Source organism: Winslowiella iniecta, assembly GCF_001267535.1.
In the GTDB taxonomy this organism is placed as follows: domain Bacteria; phylum Pseudomonadota; class Gammaproteobacteria; order Enterobacterales; family Enterobacteriaceae; genus Erwinia; species Erwinia iniecta.
In genome coordinates, this window is the sequence record NZ_JRXE01000023.1 from 12,989 (window position 1) to 28,584 (window position 15,596).

Below are 15,596 nucleotides of genomic sequence, written 5' to 3' on the forward strand. Positions count from 1 at the left end.
GAGGTCCGAATGGATGATTTAACCCTGCGCTATTACGAAGCCGAAATGCGCTATCTGAAAGACGCCGCGAAAGAGTTTGCTCAGGCGCATCCCGATCGCGCTGCGATGCTGAATCTGGATAAAGTCGGCGATCGCGACCCGTACGTTGAGCGCTTGTTTGAAGGCTTTGCATTTATGATGGGGCGGCTGCGCGAAAAGCTCGATGACGACCTGCCGGAACTGACCGAAGGGCTGGTCAGCCTGTTGTGGCCGCACTATCTGCGCACCATTCCGTCGCTGTCGATTGTTGAGCTGTCGCCAAATCATCGCGCAATGAAGGTCAGCGATAAAGTGGATGCCGGGTTTGAAGTGCTGTCGCAACCGGTCGGCAGCAAAGCCACCCGCTGCCGCTATCGTACTACCCGCCCGATGACGCTGAATCCGCTGGCGCTCAGTGAGGCGTCGTTGCAGACCGAAGCCGATGGCCGCTCGATGATCCGCCTGCGTTTTGACTGTAGCGCGCTGGCCGACTGGCGCGAGGTGGATTTACGCCGTCTGCCGCTGTATCTCAATGCCGACAGCCCGGTCAGTTCGGCGCTGCATCTGGCGCTGACGCGTCATACTCAGGCGATTTATCTGCGCTATCCGGGTCAGCGCGGAGTGGATCGGCGTCGGCTCGACAGTTATTTCTCTCCGCTGGGCTTCGCGCCGGATGACAGTCTGTGGCCGAAAATCGATACCGCGTTCAGCGGCTATCAGCTGCTGCTGGAATACTTCACCTTCCGTGAAAAGTTTATGTTTGTGGCGCTGAACGGGCTGGAAAATATCGCTTTCCCGGCGGCGCTGCCGTGGTTTGAACTGGATATCGTGCTGGATGAGCACTGGCCGTACGATCTGCCGTTCTCCCGCGACAATATCAAACTGCACTGTGTGCCGGTGATTAACCTGTTTGAGCTGGATGCCGATCCGCTCAGTATTTCCGGGCTGGAAAATGAGTATCTGCTGCGTCCGTTGCGGGTGCAGGACGGCCATACCGAAATCTATTCGGTGGATAATGTGCGCTCGTCAAAGCGGGCACACGAGCAGGAATATGTGCCTTTTACCAGCTTCCGTCATCGCGGCGGCATGCTGCGCCACACCGCGCCGGAGCGCTATTACCATACGCGGGTGCGGCGCGGTCCGTCCGGCCTGCACGATACCTGGTTGATTCTGGGTGGCGATGCTTTTGAAAGTGAAAAGCAGCAGCCTGGCGAAACGCTGTCATTGCGTATTACCGGCACTAACGGACAGTTACCGCGCAAAACACTGCGCAGCACGCTGCTGGACTCGGCGCTGCAAACCACTCAGGTGCCGCTTAAGGTGCAGAACCTTTGTGCGCCAACCATGCCGTGCTATCCCCCGGCCGAAGACCGTTTTCACTGGCGGGTGCTGAGCCATCTTGGCTCGAACTTCCTTAGCATGATGGATAACGCCGAAGTGCTGCGCGGCACGCTGGCGCTGTATGACTGGACCGACAGCGAAATGAACCGTCGTCGGCTGGAGTCGATTGTGGATGTGAAACATCATCTGATTCAGCGCTTTGAGCAGGGCTTTTTACTGCGCGGTGTCGATATTGAAGTGACGTTAAACAGCGATGGCTTTAGCGGCGAAGGGGATATCTGCCTGTTCGGCGAGATGCTGAATCAGTTCTTTGCACTGTATGCCGATATCCATTTATTCAATCAGTTAACGCTGATCCTGCAACCCGGAGGGAAATGCCTGCGATGGAAAGAGAATCACAGTCAGCGCATTCCCGGCTGATTGCGCGTTTAGCGCCTGCACTACCAAAAACCAATTTCTACCGTTTCTGCCAGCTGCTGGAAAATGTCACCGACAGCGCGGTGCCGCTGGGTTCAACCTCATCGCCCGCTGACGACCCGGTGCGTTTTCGTCCCCATCCCGGCATGGGGTTTCCGGTCAGCGAACTGAAAAATGTTGAATGGCGCGAGCAGCAACCGCCAACGGTGCGCACCACCTTCCTCGGTTTATACGGCGTCGATTCGCCGCTGCCGACCAGCTATCTCGATGATATTGCGCAGCGGCGCGAAGGGCATGAAGCGATTGAGGGCTTTCTCGATATCTTTAATCATCGCGTTTTCACTCAGTTTTATCGCATCTGGCGTAAATACTCTTATCCCGCCAGCTTTGAAACCGGCGGGCGCGATGCCACGTCGCAATGTCTGCTGGGGCTGATTGGCCTCGGCATTCCCGGCTCGGCGAAGCAGATTGCCACACCAATGTCGCGCTTTCTGGCGCTGCTCAGCACCATGCGCCTGCCGACGCGCACCGCCGAAGGCGTGCAGGCGCTGGTTACGCTGCTGGCACCGAACACCCGGGCGCGGGTGATTGCGCACTATCCGCAGCGTATCGCACTGCACCGGCCGGTGGGATTCAGCAAGACGCAGCGTGCCAGCCTGTCGCAGCGTCAGGTACTGGGAAAATCCGGGCTGGATGCCAACAGTCAGCTGCTGCTGAAACTGTACACCGCCGACGCCGATGAAGCGCAAGCCTGGCTGCCCGGCGGGCAACTGCACAGCGACCTGCTGGTGTTGCTGCGGGTCTATCTCGGCTGGCGCTGTAGCGCGCGGCTGCAACTGACGCTGCCGAATTCGGTGCTGCCGGCGGCGCAGCTGCGACGGCAGCAGATTCAGCTGGGGCGCAGCGGCATTCTTGGTTTTAAACCGAGCCGTAAACCTGCAACACTTCCTGATAATATCACCATCAATCTGGATGGTTATCAGGGGCTTAAACCTAATCCTGTTCAACGTGAGGCCATTGATGGCGGTTATCAATTTTAAACAAGCAGCATTCCCTCTGGTTTGTGCGGCACTGCTGAGTGGCTGCGGACTGACGCAGAGCGTCTCTGATGGCACGGTGGCGGTGACCAAATCGATCTTCTATAAAACCATCAAAACCCTGCATCTGGATTTCACCACCCGCAGCGCGGTGAACAGCGACGAGGGTAACGTGCCGCTGGCGACCCTGCTGCGCGTGTATCAGCTGAAAGATCGTAAAGCCTTTGACCAGGCGGACTATCAGACCTTGCTGACTCAAGCCGACACGGTGCTGAGCGCCGATATGCTGGCGCAGCGTGACGTAACGGTGATGCCGGGCGGCAGCGCCTCGCTGGATATGCCGATGGATCCGCAGGCGAAATATGTTGCGGTGGTCGGGCTGTTCCGCTCGCCGAACTTACAGCAAAACAGCTGGCGTCTGGTGCTGGAGCGTAACGATCTGGATGCGGATGACGCCAGGGTTATCGCCCTTGGCAACGGCGACCTGGTACTGAAACCGCTTAAGGATTAACTATGAATCCTTCGCTGTTTGAGATGCTGTCATTTAACTTTGCCGGTGAGCTGGATCTGGATCAGGTTAATGAGCGTGAGCAGGTGATTATGTCGGTACTGGATAATATGCAGCGCATTCTGAACAGTCGCGCCGGTTCGCTGGCGCATCTGCCGGACTATGGCCTGCCGGATATGAGTGAAATCCTGCAAGGGCTGCCCGCCACCGCGCATCGTCTGATGGCGGTGCTAAAACATACGCTGCTGAAATACGAGCCGCGCCTGAAAGATGTAGAACTGACCCTGATGACCCAGCGCACGCCAGGCCACCTGCGCTATACGCTGGAAGCGGAGCTAAAGCAGATCGGGCTGGTGCGTTTTGGCACCGAGTTTATCCCCGAAGGGCGCGTGCTGGTGCGGCATTTGCGGCAGAAGGGGCAGATGAATTAAAGAAAATGATGCCAGGTAGCGGTAATACACTGCCCCCAAAAGCTTAATCTGGGGGCAGTTTGGCGGGGGTAAGAACTACTGATAATCACACTGGTAACGATACTGCCCGTTGGCGACTTCATATTGTTTGCCGTCAGGCATTTTCACTATTGCCGTCGAGCCGGTTGGAACGCTGACGTCGAGGGTGAATTTACCGTCGGCGATTGACCAGTGCGATTTAATCAATCCGTACGGGGAGTCAAACGCCGATTTCGCCCAGCTTAACTGTCCGCCCGGCTGCGGCTGGAAGCGAATACGGTTATAGCCGCTGCCAATATTTTCAATGCCTCCCACCACGCGATGTAACCAGTCGGCCACTGAGCCAAGGGCATAGTGGTTAAAGGAGGTCATCTCGCCGGGGTTAACCGAGCCGTCAGGTAACATGCTGTCCCAGCGCTCCCATATCGTCGTCGCGCCCATATCAACCTGATACAGCCATGACGGGCAATCCTGACACTCTAGCATCTGATACGCCTCTGCGAGATGGCCGGTCAGGGTCAGTGCATCCAGCACAATGGGTGTGCCGGCAAAGCCAGTTCCGATTTTCCCGCCGTGCTGGCGAATCAGCTTCGCCAGCCGCTCACCCGCCACTTTTTTCTTGCCCTCATCATTTAACAGACCAAATACCAGCGCGATGCTATAGGCGCACTGAGTTTCATTCACGCAGATGCCGGTTTCGTCAAACCAGCTTTGCAGAAAGTCCTGCTGCGTGTGCGATGCCATGGTGGCGTAGTACTTCGCCTCATCCGGTTTATCCAGCCTCTCAGCCATACGCGACATAATACTGAACGATTTAAACGCGTAAGCGGTAGCAATCAGGCTGGTATCGGTCATGGCTTTAATCGGATTATCCGGGGGGGCCAACGGATCGAGCCAGTCGCCAAGTTGCAGGTCCTGGCGCACAATATATTCGTCAGCGGCAAAGTTCTGGATTAGCCGGTCACACCACATTTTGGCACTGTTATATTGTTGGCGGATAATGCCGATATCCTGATATCTCTCATACAGCACCCACGGCGTAATGGTCGCCACATCCCCCCAGACGCTGCCCGTTTGATCGACCTGCCAGGCGTTACCCGGAATCCACGGCACATACCACGGCACATTGCCAAACTGCTGCTGTTCGATAGCCAGATCCTTTAACCAGCTGGATAAGAACCCGCGCACGTCATAGAGAAAGGACGCCGTTGGCGTAAACACCTGAATATCACCGGTCCAGCCGAGGCGTTCATCACGCTGCGGGCAGTCGGTCGGGATATCGACAAAATTCGAGCGCATCGACCACAGTACATTGCTGTGCAACTGGTTAATTCCGGCGTGCGAGCAGCTAAAATGGCCAGTCTGTTTCATATCCGAGTAGTAAACCTGCGCCACAATATCCGCTTTATTAAGCGTATCAGCGGGCCAGCCTTCCACCTCAACATAGCGGAATCCGTGCAGGGTAAAGCGCGGTTGCCAGCTTTCGCTGACGTTATCTGCGCCGATAATATAGCTGTCTTCACTGGCGGCACCGCGCAGTGGACGGCGGTAGATCTTGCCCTCCTGTAACACTTCAGCATGTCGCAAGGTGATGCGCTGCCCGCGCTTTCCTTTGACGTTAATTTGCAGACGCCCGGAGAAGTTCTGCCCGAAGTCGAGCAGGTAATGCCCGTCTGGCTGGTGGATAATTTCAACCGGCTGGAGAGTCTGCTGTGCGCGCACCGGCGGGCCTTCCGGCGCAATCAGGCGCTGATAATTAAAGTAGTCCGCCACCTCAACCGGCTGCCCTAAGCGCGAGTCAAAGCCCGGCTGCGACCAACGAGTGTCATGGCGTGTCGCGTCAAAACTTTCTCCATTGTAGAGGCTGGAAGCGGTAATCGGCGCGAGAGCGCATCGCCAGCTGTCGTCACTGATAACGCGGCTTTGAGAACCGTCGGCATGCAGGATTTCCAGTTGCAGCAGCAAGCCGGATTTATCGCCGTATAGCCGCGCATTGCCGCCATGAAAGCCAAAGCGTCCGGCGTACCAGCCATCTGCCAGCCAGATCCCGATCGCCAGATGTTCACCGTCTAACAGTTCGGTGACATCATAAGTGAAATAGCGTAACCGGTGCGGGTAGGACGTCCAGCCCGGCAGCAGCGCATCATCGCCGACTTTTTTGCCGTTGATTTCGATTTCTGCCAGGCCGAGCGCGGTGACGTATAACGTGGCGCGTTCCACCGGCTGGCTGACACTGAACGCCTTACGCAGCTGATAAACGCACTCTTCTTTATAGCGATCCTGCCGGATGCCGCTGTGGATCACTTTGGCCGTCCAGTCATCTGGCTGCAACAGACCCACTTCGGCCAGTGCGCTGTCACTCCATGCTGACCAGTGTTGGCCATCGCTGACCCGCACTTTCACCGCCACCCGATCGCGAGAGCGCAGCGCCTGAGCTGGCCAGTCAACGCAGATCTGTTCCGCGCCGCTGACTACGAAGGTGTCGTGATAGCGCGACTGGTCAGCATGGATAATGGTGATATCCAGTTCGCAGGCGTGCTGTTGATAGCCGGCCTCCAGTTCGGGTAGTTTCCATGACAGACGCGGCTGGCTGCTGCCAATACCCAGCACGGGCTGAGCGGCATGATAGTCAAAATGGACGTCATAAGGCTGCACGTCGGTTAAGTTTAATCCTGACATGTTCTACTCACTTTTTATTAATGATTTAACAAAAGCACCTTCGGGCTGCGCGGCTTCATCCGGTTTAATTTCGCTGGCTTTTGGGATTTTAAATATCCAGAAAATACCGATAAGCATGGCCAGCGACATCACGCTGAAGATGAAGATATAAAGGTTGCGCGGGCCACTGCTCAATATCGCCGGAGTAAAGATGGCCACCACTGCGGCGATCACGCGGGTGAAGGCAATGGTGATGCCCTGCGCGGAACTGCGCAGCAGGGTGGGGAACAGTTCCTGTGACCAGATTTTATACATCGGTTCACCGGCGATCGCGCCGCCTATCGAGCAGACAATCAGCATGGTTAACAGGGTGTAGAGCTGCACATCAAAGATAACCATTACCAATGGCCCGGCTACCTGTAATAGCGCGGCAAAGACAAACCATTTAAACCGGTTTTTGCCATCCAGTACCTGCATAAAGAGCAGGACAAAGGTAAAGGAAATACAGGTGTTCAGCAGGTTAAAGCCCGAAGCCATGCTGACCGAAATGCCGATTACTTCGGTATAGATATAGGTAGAAAACTGGCCGTTGGTATTCGCCGAAATATTTGCCAGTGAATAGAATAAGCCGGTGGAGACCATGGCAAACAGCCAGGGAGCTTTAAATAAGTTTTTCCAGGCACCGGAATGAATAATATGGCTGGCCGATAACGCCGCCTGTTGTTTCTCAGATTCTTTGGCTTTTAACCACTCCTGTGACTCATTCAGCGTCAGCCGCGCCAGCAACACCAGAATGCTGACGATAAAAATATGCGCATAAAGATAGCGGCCACCGGTCAGTCCGAGATGACCAAACTGCGTGCCCAGCGCGGCGGTAGTGACAATGCCGAGAATCCACAGCATATGGCTGAACTGTAACAGCTTGGCTTTTGCCCCTTCCGGCGCTTCTTCGGCAATCATCGCCAGGGAAACCGGCAAATCAGCACCGACGGCAAAACCTAAAATAATGATGCCGATATACACCGACGGCATGCCGCTGGCAAACACCAGCATGCCCGCGCCGAGGATATAAATCAGCATGGTGCAGATAAAAATCTTCTTGCGACCAAAGCGGTCGCCGAGTCGCCCGCCGACGACCGCGCCAATAGCAATCATCAGGGTCAGCAGGCCGGAGAGCGGCCCGATAATATCGGTTTGTCCCCAGGCTTTGAGATACATAATTAACGCGATACTGGTGGTGACGATGGCGGCGGCATCAAGATACGAAACCATTCCTGCAATGCCCGCACGCCACCACATCCCTAAACTGATATGGGGTTTTGCTGCCATAGCTACCTCGGATTAAGGTCAGAGTTATTCGTTTTTTGGTCTGTCCAGAGTGAGATATCCGGGCGCAGCCTGACCACCGCCGGTTAGCCAAACGCGCGCAGCAGGTGGCAATCAGAGAAAGGTTGTTAAGGAGCAGTTCACATAATGCGGCAAACGGAGGCGGAGTGGTTTAATTCTGTCGACGTTCCTGCGAAGGCGGATAACCAAACACGCTTTTGTAGCAGGCAGAGAAATGATTGCTGCTGGAGAAGCCACATTTAAACGCAATGCCGGTGATATTCTCTTCGCCTGTGCGCAATAGCATCCGTGCGGACTCCAGACGTAGCTGTCGGATAAATTGCTCCGGCGTCATGCCGGTGGTCTCTTTAATCTGGCGATAGAGCGTGCGTTTGGTCAGCAGAAAGCGGTGACTCAGTTCGTCCCAGTCAATCTGTTCAAAACAGTTCGACTGTAACCAGGCGATCAGGCGATACGCTTTGTATTTTGTATGGCTACGGCTGGTGGTGTGCAGAGATTTATTGATCGACAGAATCAGATTAAAAAATTTGACTTCTTGCGCCGCATCGCTGAGTTCCGGCTGCGCCGCGCCAGTACGGGTCAGTTGGCTAATCAGCGATTTACAGGCAATGCGCTGTTCCGGCATCAGCCAGCCGGGTTGCTGTTGCGATACGCCGTTAAGATCGCCCATCAGCTGATCGAGGTTATTCAGATAGCGAAAGGGCTGTTGCGAGTTGATTAACAGATTGGTCAGCTTTAGCGTGCCTAACCGGTCGTAAAAATGGTACTGGTCGCGGCGCACATAAAACACGTCACCTTGCTGGATATAGCTCGGTTTGCCATTAATCACATGGATACCGTGGCCGCTTTCCACCATCACCAGTTCATCAAACTCGTGGCAATGTTCACAGTCGTTGCATTCCGGATCGCTGACATAGAGTGAGAACAGATTACTGCTGGAGCTAAAATACTCGTCAATGCAGAGCTTGAGCATGGCGACGTCATTCCGGGCAGGGGAGCGTGGCGATAATAGTAGGCAAGGGGATTTTTGACTGCCAGCCGAAGGGTGAAATCTGTGATCCTGCACAGTATCGGGGTGCAGGCGACAAATATTGCCCCCTGCGTTCTCAGGGTTTACTGCTGTTCGTGGCGCTTAAAGACCAGCTCATTATCTGAGCTTGATTCAGCATCAAAGAAGTAACCCTCAAGGTCAAACTTCTTCAGCTGGGCCGGTTTGGTCAGGCGCTGCTGAATAATATAGCGACTCATCAGGCCACGGGCTTTTTTAGCGTAGAAGCTGATCACTTTAAACTTGCCGTTTTTCTCGTCGAGGAATATCGGCTTAATAATCCGGCCAGTGAGTTTTTTCGGCTTCACCGCCTTAAAGTACTCATCGGAGGCGAGATTAATCAGCACATCATCGCCCTGTTCAGCCAGCGCTTCATTCAGCGCTTCGGTCAGGGTGTCGCCCCAGAAATTGTAGAGATTGGCTCCCGCCGGGTTTTCCAGCTTAATCCCCATCTCCAGGCGATACGCCTGCATTAAGTCGAGCGGGCGCAGCAGGCCATACAGGCCGGAAAGCATGCGCAGATGCTGCTGGGCGAAATCGAAATCTTTGTGGCTGAACTCTTCCGCTTGCAAGCCGGTATACACATCACCTTTAAACGCCAGAATCGCCTGACGCGCATTGTCGAGCGAGAAGGGCGGCTGCCAGTCATTAAAGCGCTGGGCATTCAGTTCGGCCAGCTTATCGCTGATATGCATCAACGACCCAATTTGCGCCGGTGAAAGCTGGCGTGCCACGTCAATCAACTGCTGTGATTTATCCAGCAGTGCGGGTTGGCTGAACTGTTTCGTTGCCAGCGGACTGTCAAAATCCAGCGTTTTAGCCGGAGAGATAACCATCAACATATATTCAATTCCTGACCCTGATTTATAAGGATATCATCTGGTTTTTCGTGATTCCGATGTGCCAACTGTAGCAAAAAAGCCATTAGGTTAGGCAAATCATTGCTATTCGTGCTGACGATGTTTTTACCGGTAACCTTACCTTGCACGGCGAATGACAAGTGATATTATCGACCACAGACTTTTTCACACCCTGACAGTCTAACTTGATGAGAATGACAACTATGACGGACAAACTTACTTCCTTACGTCAGCTGACTACCGTGGTTGCTGACACCGGCGATATCGCAGCGATGAAGCTGTATCAGCCGCAGGATGCCACGACCAACCCTTCTCTGATTCTGAACGCCGCGCAAATTCCTGAATACCGTAAGCTGATCGATGAAGCGATCGCCTGGGCACGTGAGCAGAGCAGCGATAAAGAAGAGCAGATCCAGTTCACCTCTGACAAACTGGCGGTGAATATCGGTCTGGAAATCCTGAAGCTGATCCCTGGCCGTATCTCTACCGAAGTGGATGCTCGTCTCTCTTACGACACCGAAGCCAGCATTGCTAAAGCGCGTAGCCTGATCAAACTGTACAACGATGCAGGTATCAGCAACGACCGTATCCTGATTAAACTGGCGTCAACCTGGCAGGGTATCCGTGCCGCAGAGCAGCTGGAAAAAGAAGGCATCAACTGTAACCTGACGCTGCTGTTCTCCTTCGCGCAGGCGCGTGCGTGTGCCGAAGCGGGCGTGTTCCTGATTTCTCCGTTTGTTGGCCGTATCCTCGACTGGTACAAAGCCAACACCGACAAGAAAGAGTACGCGCCAGCGGAAGATCCAGGCGTGGTTTCTGTGTCTGAAATCTATGAGTACTACAAGCAGCACGGTTACGAGACGGTGGTGATGGGTGCAAGCTTCCGTAACGCCGGTGAGATTCTGGAACTGGCCGGTTGCGACCGCCTGACCATCTCCCCGAACCTGCTGAAAGAGCTGGCGGAAAGCGAAGGCACCGTTGAGCGTAAACTGTCTTTTACCGGCGAAGTGAAAGCGCGTCCGGCGAAAATGACGGAGCCTGAGTTCCTGTGGCAGCACAACCAGGACCCGATGGCGGTTGACAAACTGGCGCAAGGCATTCGCAACTTTGCCATCGACCAGGGCAAGCTTGAGAAGATGATTGCCGACCTGCTGTAATGGCAATTACCGTGACCAGAACGCTGGTCACGGTTTCTGTTTTGTATCCGATCCCCGCTTCAATGTATTATCCTGCTCAGTAACACTTCTTTTAAACCGCGCCTTCTGTTATGCAGGCCGCGACTACGCAGCGAAAACACCATGAATACATTACGCATAGGCTTGATCTCGGTTTCTGACCGCGCATCGAACGGCATTTATCAGGATTTGGGCCTGCCGGCTCTGGAAGAGTGGCTGACTCAGGCACTGGATACGCCCTTTGAGCTGGAAAAACGTCTGGTGCCCGACGAGCAGTCGATGATTGAAGAGACAATTTGCGAGCTGGTGGACGAAAGGTTCTGCCATCTGGTGCTGACGACCGGCGGTACCGGCCCGGCGCGGCGCGATGTGACGCCGGATGCCACGCTGGCGGTCGCCGATCGCGAGATGCCTGGCTTTGGCGAACAGATGCGCCAGATCAGCCTGAACTTTGTGCCGACAGCGATTCTGTCGCGCCAGGTGGGAGTCATCCGCAAGCAGTCACTGATCCTCAATCTGCCAGGCCAGCCGAAAGCGATTAAAGAGACGCTGGAAGGACTGAAGGATGAGCAGGGCAATACCCGCGTTCACGGCATTTTCGCCAGCGTGCCCTATTGCATCCAGCTGCTCGACGGGCCCTATATTGAGACGCATAGCAGTGTGGTAGCAGCTTTTCGCCCTAAAAGCGCCAGACGTGACACAAACAACTGAAAAAAGAATTTTTCAGGCATAAGATCCAGCATGGCTGGGTGTAGCGAGAAATTGACGGTATAGTCAGATTAGCTTTACATCTCTGGCTATACCTTTTTCTCTACTGCCTCTGGAAATGCAAGAAAAACCATGGATCAACATATTGCACGCCGCTTGAACCGGCAGGATTACAAAACCCTCTCTCTGGCGGCACTGGGCGGTGCGCTGGAGTTCTACGACTTTATTATCTTCGTGTTCTTTGCGGCGGTCATCGGCGAACTGTTCTTCCCGGCTGATATTCCTGAATGGCTGCGTCAGCTGCAAACCTTTGGTATTTTCGCCGCCGGTTATCTGGTGCGCCCGCTGGGCGGTATCGTGATGGCGCACTTCGGTGACAAAATTGGCCGTAAGAAGATGTTCAGCCTGAGTATTCTGCTGATGGCGCTACCGACGCTGGCGATCGGCATGCTGCCCACTTACCAGAGTATCGGGATTGCCGCGCCGATTCTGTTGCTGCTGATGCGCATGTTGCAGGGAGCGGCGATTGGCGGTGAAGTGCCGGGTGCCTGGGTATTTGTGGCTGAGCATGTGCCGGAAAAACGTATCGGCTTTGCCTGCGGCACACTGACCGCCGGATTGACCTTTGGCATTCTGCTGGGGTCGCTGGTTGCCACGCTGATCAATACCAGCATGACGCCACAGGCCATCGCCGAAACCGGCTGGCGTATTCCGTTCTTCCTCGGCGGGATTTTTGGCCTGCTGGCGATGTATTTGCGCCGCTGGTTGCAGGAAACGCCGGTATTTCGTGAGATGCAGGCGCGGAAAAAACTTTCCGAGGCGCTGCCGCTGAAAACCGTGCTGGCGGATCATAAGCGCAGCGTGGTGGTCTCGATGCTGCTGACCTGGCTGCTGTCCGCCTGCATTGTGGTGGTGATTCTGATGGCACCCACACTGCTGCAAAAGCAGCACGGCATTGCTGCCGCCACCGCGTTACAGGCCAACAGCCTGGCCACGGTAATGCTGATCGTCGGCTGTATGCTGGCCGGATTGCTGGTCGACCGCTTTGGCGCGGGGAAAACTCTGGCGATTGGGAGTCTGCTGCTGGCGATATGCAGCTGGGGCTTTTTCCATAGCGTGGCGACAACGCCAGAGTACCTGTTTATCGCCTATGCGATTACCGGCCTCAGCGTGGGCGTGGTTGGCGTGGTGCCTTTTGTCATGGTGCGGGCTTTCCCGGCGGAAGTGCGTTTCACCGGCATCTCTTTTTCCTACAACCTCTCGTATGCCATTTTTGGTGGCCTGACGCCGATTTCCGTCACCCTGATGATGAAGCTGACGCCGATGGCTCCGGCCTGGTATGTGCTGACGCTGGCGGTAATCGGCTTGCTGTTAGGGCTGTGGCTGGCCGGTGAGCGCCGTCAGCAATCGGTGCTCGGCACCGTCAGCGCCCGCTAAATGCTGCTATTGGTATTCCCGACAGGCCCGCAGATGCGGGCCTGTGTTGTTTTTAAGCTAAAAGTGAAATTTTTTTAGTTTTAACCCTTGATGCTGTGCGAAGCGGCCCCATCTAGTTGTCATCCAATATTGTTGGACCAGAAAAAAAGCCTGTGCTGGCGCTTGAAACAGAGTAATTCGCCCGCATAACTGGTTCACAAGCAGATTGATGACGAATTGACGAATTTAAGTGGGAGACGTTTAGATGGGTAAGATTATTGGTATTGACCTGGGTACAACCAACTCTTGTATCGCAATTATGGATGGCACCAAAGCACGCGTGCTGGAAAATGCGGAAGGCGATCGCACCACGCCTTCAATCATTGCTTACACGCAAGATGGCGAGATTCTGGTAGGTCAGCCGGCTAAACGTCAGGCTGTGACTAACCCGCAGAACACTCTGTTCGCGATTAAGCGCCTGATTGGCCGTCGCTTCCAGGATGAAGAAGTGCAGCGTGACCTGAAAATCATGCCATACAAAATCACCGCTGCAGACAACGGTGATGCATGGCTTGACGTGAAAGGCCAGAAAATGGCACCACCGCAGGTTTCTGCTGAAGTGCTGAAAAAAATGAAGAAAACGGCTGAAGATTATCTGGGTGAGCCAGTAACTGAAGCGGTTATCACTGTACCGGCGTACTTTAACGATGCGCAGCGTCAGGCTACCAAAGATGCTGGCCGTATTGCTGGTCTGGACGTAAAACGTATTATCAACGAACCAACCGCAGCCGCTCTGGCTTACGGTCTGGATAAAGAAGTCGGCAACCGCACTATCGCGGTATACGACCTCGGCGGCGGTACTTTCGATATCTCCATCATTGAAATCGATGAAGTTGACGGCGAAAAAACCTTCGAAGTACTGGCGACCAATGGTGACACCCACCTCGGTGGTGAAGACTTCGACAGCCGTATGATCAACTACTTAGTGGCTGAGTTTAAGAAAGATCAGGGTATCGATCTGCACAACGATCCACTGGCAATGCAGCGTCTGAAAGAAGCCGCAGAGAAAGCCAAAATTGAGCTCTCTTCTGCCCAGCAGACCGACGTGAACCTGCCGTACATCACTGCTGATGCGACCGGTCCTAAGCACCTGAACATCAAAGTGACCCGTGCGAAACTGGAATCACTGGTTGAAGATCTGGTTGCGCGTTCTATTGAGCCGCTGAAAGTCGCTCTGCAGGATGCTGGCCTGTCTGTTTCTGACATCAACGACGTTATCCTCGTCGGTGGTCAGACACGTATGCCAATGGTGCAGGCGAAAGTAGCTGAATTCTTCGGTAAAGAACCACGTAAAGACGTGAACCCGGATGAAGCAGTTGCCGTGGGTGCTGCGGTTCAGGGCGGCGTACTGGCTGGCGACGTGAAAGACGTTCTGCTGCTGGACGTGACTCCACTGTCACTGGGTATCGAAACCATGGGTGGCGTGATGACTTCGCTGATCAGCAAGAACACCACCATCCCAACCAAGCACAGCCAGGTGTTCTCGACTGCTGAAGATAACCAGTCTGCGGTAACCATTCATGTGGTGCAGGGTGAGCGTAAACGTGCGGCGGATAACAAGTCACTGGGTCAGTTTAACCTCGACGGTATCCAGGGCGCGCCACGCGGTATGCCTCAGATCGAAGTGACTTTCGACATCGATGCGGACGGTATCCTGCACGTATCAGCGAAAGACAAAAACAGCGGTCGCGAGCAGAAGATCACCATTAAGGCTTCTTCTGGTTTGAACGATGATGAAATCGAAAAAATGGTTCGTGACGCGGAAGCAAATGCCGAGTCTGACCGTAAATTCGAAGAGCTGGTGCAGGTGCGTAACCAGGCCGATCATCTGTCGCACAGCACGCGTAAGCAGCTGGACGAAGCCGGCGACAAACTGCCAGCAGACGACAAAGCCCCGATTGAAGCTGCTCTGACCGAGCTGAACACTGCGCTGAAAGGCGAAGATAAAGCTGAAATCGAAGCGAAAATGCAGGCTCTGATGGAAGTTTCCAGTAAGCTGATGGAATTTGCCCAGCAGCAACAAGCTGGCGCGGCTGATGCTGGCGACGCTTCTGCGAAGAAAGATGACGACGTTGTCGACGCTGAATTCGAAGAAGTCAAAGACGACAAAAAATAATCGCCCTGAGCGGCAAGGGAGCCGTTAACGGCTCCCCTCGGGTGTTTCCCAGGGGCGGCGTTCTCGCTGCCCGTGCCGAAAATATGCAGTGCTCCCGTCCAGGAGCATTTGCAGGGTAGAGGTAACCCGCACGGGCGTAGGAGTTCTCTCCACGCCCGTGCACGCATGTTAAGGGCAGGACAACTAACAATGGCGAAAAGAGACTATTACGAGGTTTTAGGCGTTCCGAAATCGGCGGAAGAGCGTGAAATCAAAAAGGCCTACAAACGCCTGGCGATGAAATTCCACCCTGACCGCAACCAGGGCGACAAAGAAGCCGAGACGAAATTCAAAGAAGTGAAGGAAGCCTACGAAATTCTGACCGACGATCAGAAGCGTGCGGCTTACGACCAGTACGGTCATGCAGCCTTTGAACAAGGTGGTATGGGCGGCGGCGGT

General features: G+C 54.6%; 13 protein-coding genes. 9 read left to right on the top strand and 4 right to left on the bottom strand.

Features of this window, described 5'->3' with window-relative positions; translation table 11 throughout:
* Positions 1 to 9: 9 nt before the first annotated feature.
* Genes tssF through tssE form a run of 4 tightly spaced genes read left to right on the top strand, consistent with a single transcriptional unit; the run spans position 10 to position 3,752 of the window.
* Positions 10 to 1,779 (top strand): type VI secretion system baseplate subunit TssF, encoded by a 1,770-nt coding sequence (gene tssF, locus NG42_RS15875; protein ID WP_052900660.1) that lies wholly within the window; start codon positions 10 to 12, stop codon positions 1,777 to 1,779.
* On the top strand, positions 1,743 to 2,816 hold the full coding sequence (tssG, locus tag NG42_RS15880) for a type VI secretion system baseplate subunit TssG (RefSeq protein ID WP_052900756.1): 1,074 nt from the start codon (positions 1,743 to 1,745) through the stop codon (positions 2,814 to 2,816). The genes tssF and tssG overlap by 37 nt, the downstream gene beginning before the upstream one ends.
* The gene (gene tssJ, locus NG42_RS15885; protein ID WP_052900662.1) at positions 2,797 to 3,324 is read left to right on the top strand and encodes a type VI secretion system lipoprotein TssJ; all 528 of its coding nucleotides are present in this window, start codon (positions 2,797 to 2,799) and stop codon (positions 3,322 to 3,324) included. The genes tssG and tssJ overlap by 20 nt, the downstream gene beginning before the upstream one ends.
* Before the next feature lie 2 nt (positions 3,325 to 3,326).
* Positions 3,327 to 3,752 (top strand): type VI secretion system baseplate subunit TssE, encoded by a 426-nt coding sequence (tssE, locus tag NG42_RS15890; protein ID WP_052900664.1) that lies wholly within the window; start codon positions 3,327 to 3,329, stop codon positions 3,750 to 3,752.
* Positions 3,753 to 3,827: 75 nt separating this feature from the next.
* On the opposite strand, the gene NG42_RS15895 is transcribed toward tssE, so the two are convergent.
* The 4 genes from NG42_RS15895 to yaaA form a co-directional block, all read right to left on the bottom strand.
* Complete coding sequence (locus tag NG42_RS15895; RefSeq protein ID WP_052900666.1) at positions 3,828 to 6,449, bottom strand: glycoside hydrolase family 78 protein; 2,622 nt, start codon at positions 6,447 to 6,449, stop codon at positions 3,828 to 3,830.
* A 3-nt stretch (positions 6,450 to 6,452) separates the two neighbouring features.
* The gene (locus NG42_RS15900) at positions 6,453 to 7,757 is read right to left on the bottom strand and encodes an MFS transporter (protein ID WP_072133266.1); all 1,305 of its coding nucleotides are present in this window, start codon (positions 7,755 to 7,757) and stop codon (positions 6,453 to 6,455) included.
* 169 nt (positions 7,758 to 7,926) lie between these two features.
* Positions 7,927 to 8,748, bottom strand: coding sequence for a helix-turn-helix domain-containing protein (locus NG42_RS15905; RefSeq protein ID WP_052900668.1), 822 nt, complete (start codon positions 8,746 to 8,748; stop codon positions 7,927 to 7,929).
* A 140-nt stretch (positions 8,749 to 8,888) separates the two neighbouring features.
* Complete coding sequence (yaaA, locus tag NG42_RS15910) at positions 8,889 to 9,665, bottom strand: peroxide stress protein YaaA (RefSeq protein WP_052900670.1); 777 nt, start codon at positions 9,663 to 9,665, stop codon at positions 8,889 to 8,891.
* Between the two features lie 221 nt (positions 9,666 to 9,886).
* On the opposite strand from yaaA, the gene tal reads away from it, so the two are divergent.
* The 5 genes from tal to NG42_RS23585 all read left to right on the top strand — a co-directional run.
* Positions 9,887 to 10,840: a transaldolase gene (tal, locus tag NG42_RS15915; protein WP_052900672.1), complete on the top strand. Its 954-nt coding sequence runs from the start codon at positions 9,887 to 9,889 to the stop codon at positions 10,838 to 10,840.
* 141 nt (positions 10,841 to 10,981) lie between these two features.
* The gene (gene mog, locus NG42_RS15920) at positions 10,982 to 11,569 is read left to right on the top strand and encodes a molybdopterin adenylyltransferase (RefSeq protein WP_052900674.1); all 588 of its coding nucleotides are present in this window, start codon (positions 10,982 to 10,984) and stop codon (positions 11,567 to 11,569) included.
* Between the two features lie 129 nt (positions 11,570 to 11,698).
* Positions 11,699 to 13,003: an MFS transporter gene (locus NG42_RS15925; protein ID WP_052900676.1), complete on the top strand. Its 1,305-nt coding sequence runs from the start codon at positions 11,699 to 11,701 to the stop codon at positions 13,001 to 13,003.
* Positions 13,004 to 13,247: 244 nt separating this feature from the next.
* Entirely contained in the window at positions 13,248 to 15,158 is a 1,911-nt protein-coding gene (dnaK, locus tag NG42_RS15930; RefSeq protein WP_052900678.1) for a molecular chaperone DnaK, read from the top strand.
* 189 nt (positions 15,159 to 15,347) lie between these two features.
* Positions 15,348 to 15,596, top strand: a 249-nt coding sequence (locus NG42_RS23585; RefSeq protein WP_052900781.1) for a DnaJ domain-containing protein, incomplete at its 3' end; no start/stop codon positions are given.

Coding starts and splice junctions, on each gene's coding strand:
- tssF (WP_052900660.1), top strand. CDS start 10: ATGGATGATTTAACCCTGCGCTATTACGAAGCCGAAATGCGCTATCTG.
- tssG (WP_052900756.1), top strand. CDS start 1,743: ATGGAAAGAGAATCACAGTCAGCGCATTCCCGGCTGATTGCGCGTTTA.
- tssJ (WP_052900662.1), top strand. CDS start 2,797: ATGGCGGTTATCAATTTTAAACAAGCAGCATTCCCTCTGGTTTGTGCG.
- tssE (WP_052900664.1), top strand. CDS start 3,327: ATGAATCCTTCGCTGTTTGAGATGCTGTCATTTAACTTTGCCGGTGAG.
- NG42_RS15895 (WP_052900666.1), bottom strand. CDS start 6,449: ATGTCAGGATTAAACTTAACCGACGTGCAGCCTTATGACGTCCATTTT.
- NG42_RS15900 (WP_072133266.1), bottom strand. CDS start 7,757: ATGGCAGCAAAACCCCATATCAGTTTAGGGATGTGGTGGCGTGCGGGC.
- NG42_RS15905 (WP_052900668.1), bottom strand. CDS start 8,748: ATGCTCAAGCTCTGCATTGACGAGTATTTTAGCTCCAGCAGTAATCTG.
- yaaA (WP_052900670.1), bottom strand. CDS start 9,665: ATGTTGATGGTTATCTCTCCGGCTAAAACGCTGGATTTTGACAGTCCG.
- tal (WP_052900672.1), top strand. CDS start 9,887: ATGACGGACAAACTTACTTCCTTACGTCAGCTGACTACCGTGGTTGCT.
- mog (WP_052900674.1), top strand. CDS start 10,982: ATGAATACATTACGCATAGGCTTGATCTCGGTTTCTGACCGCGCATCG.
- NG42_RS15925 (WP_052900676.1), top strand. CDS start 11,699: ATGGATCAACATATTGCACGCCGCTTGAACCGGCAGGATTACAAAACC.
- dnaK (WP_052900678.1), top strand. CDS start 13,248: ATGGGTAAGATTATTGGTATTGACCTGGGTACAACCAACTCTTGTATC.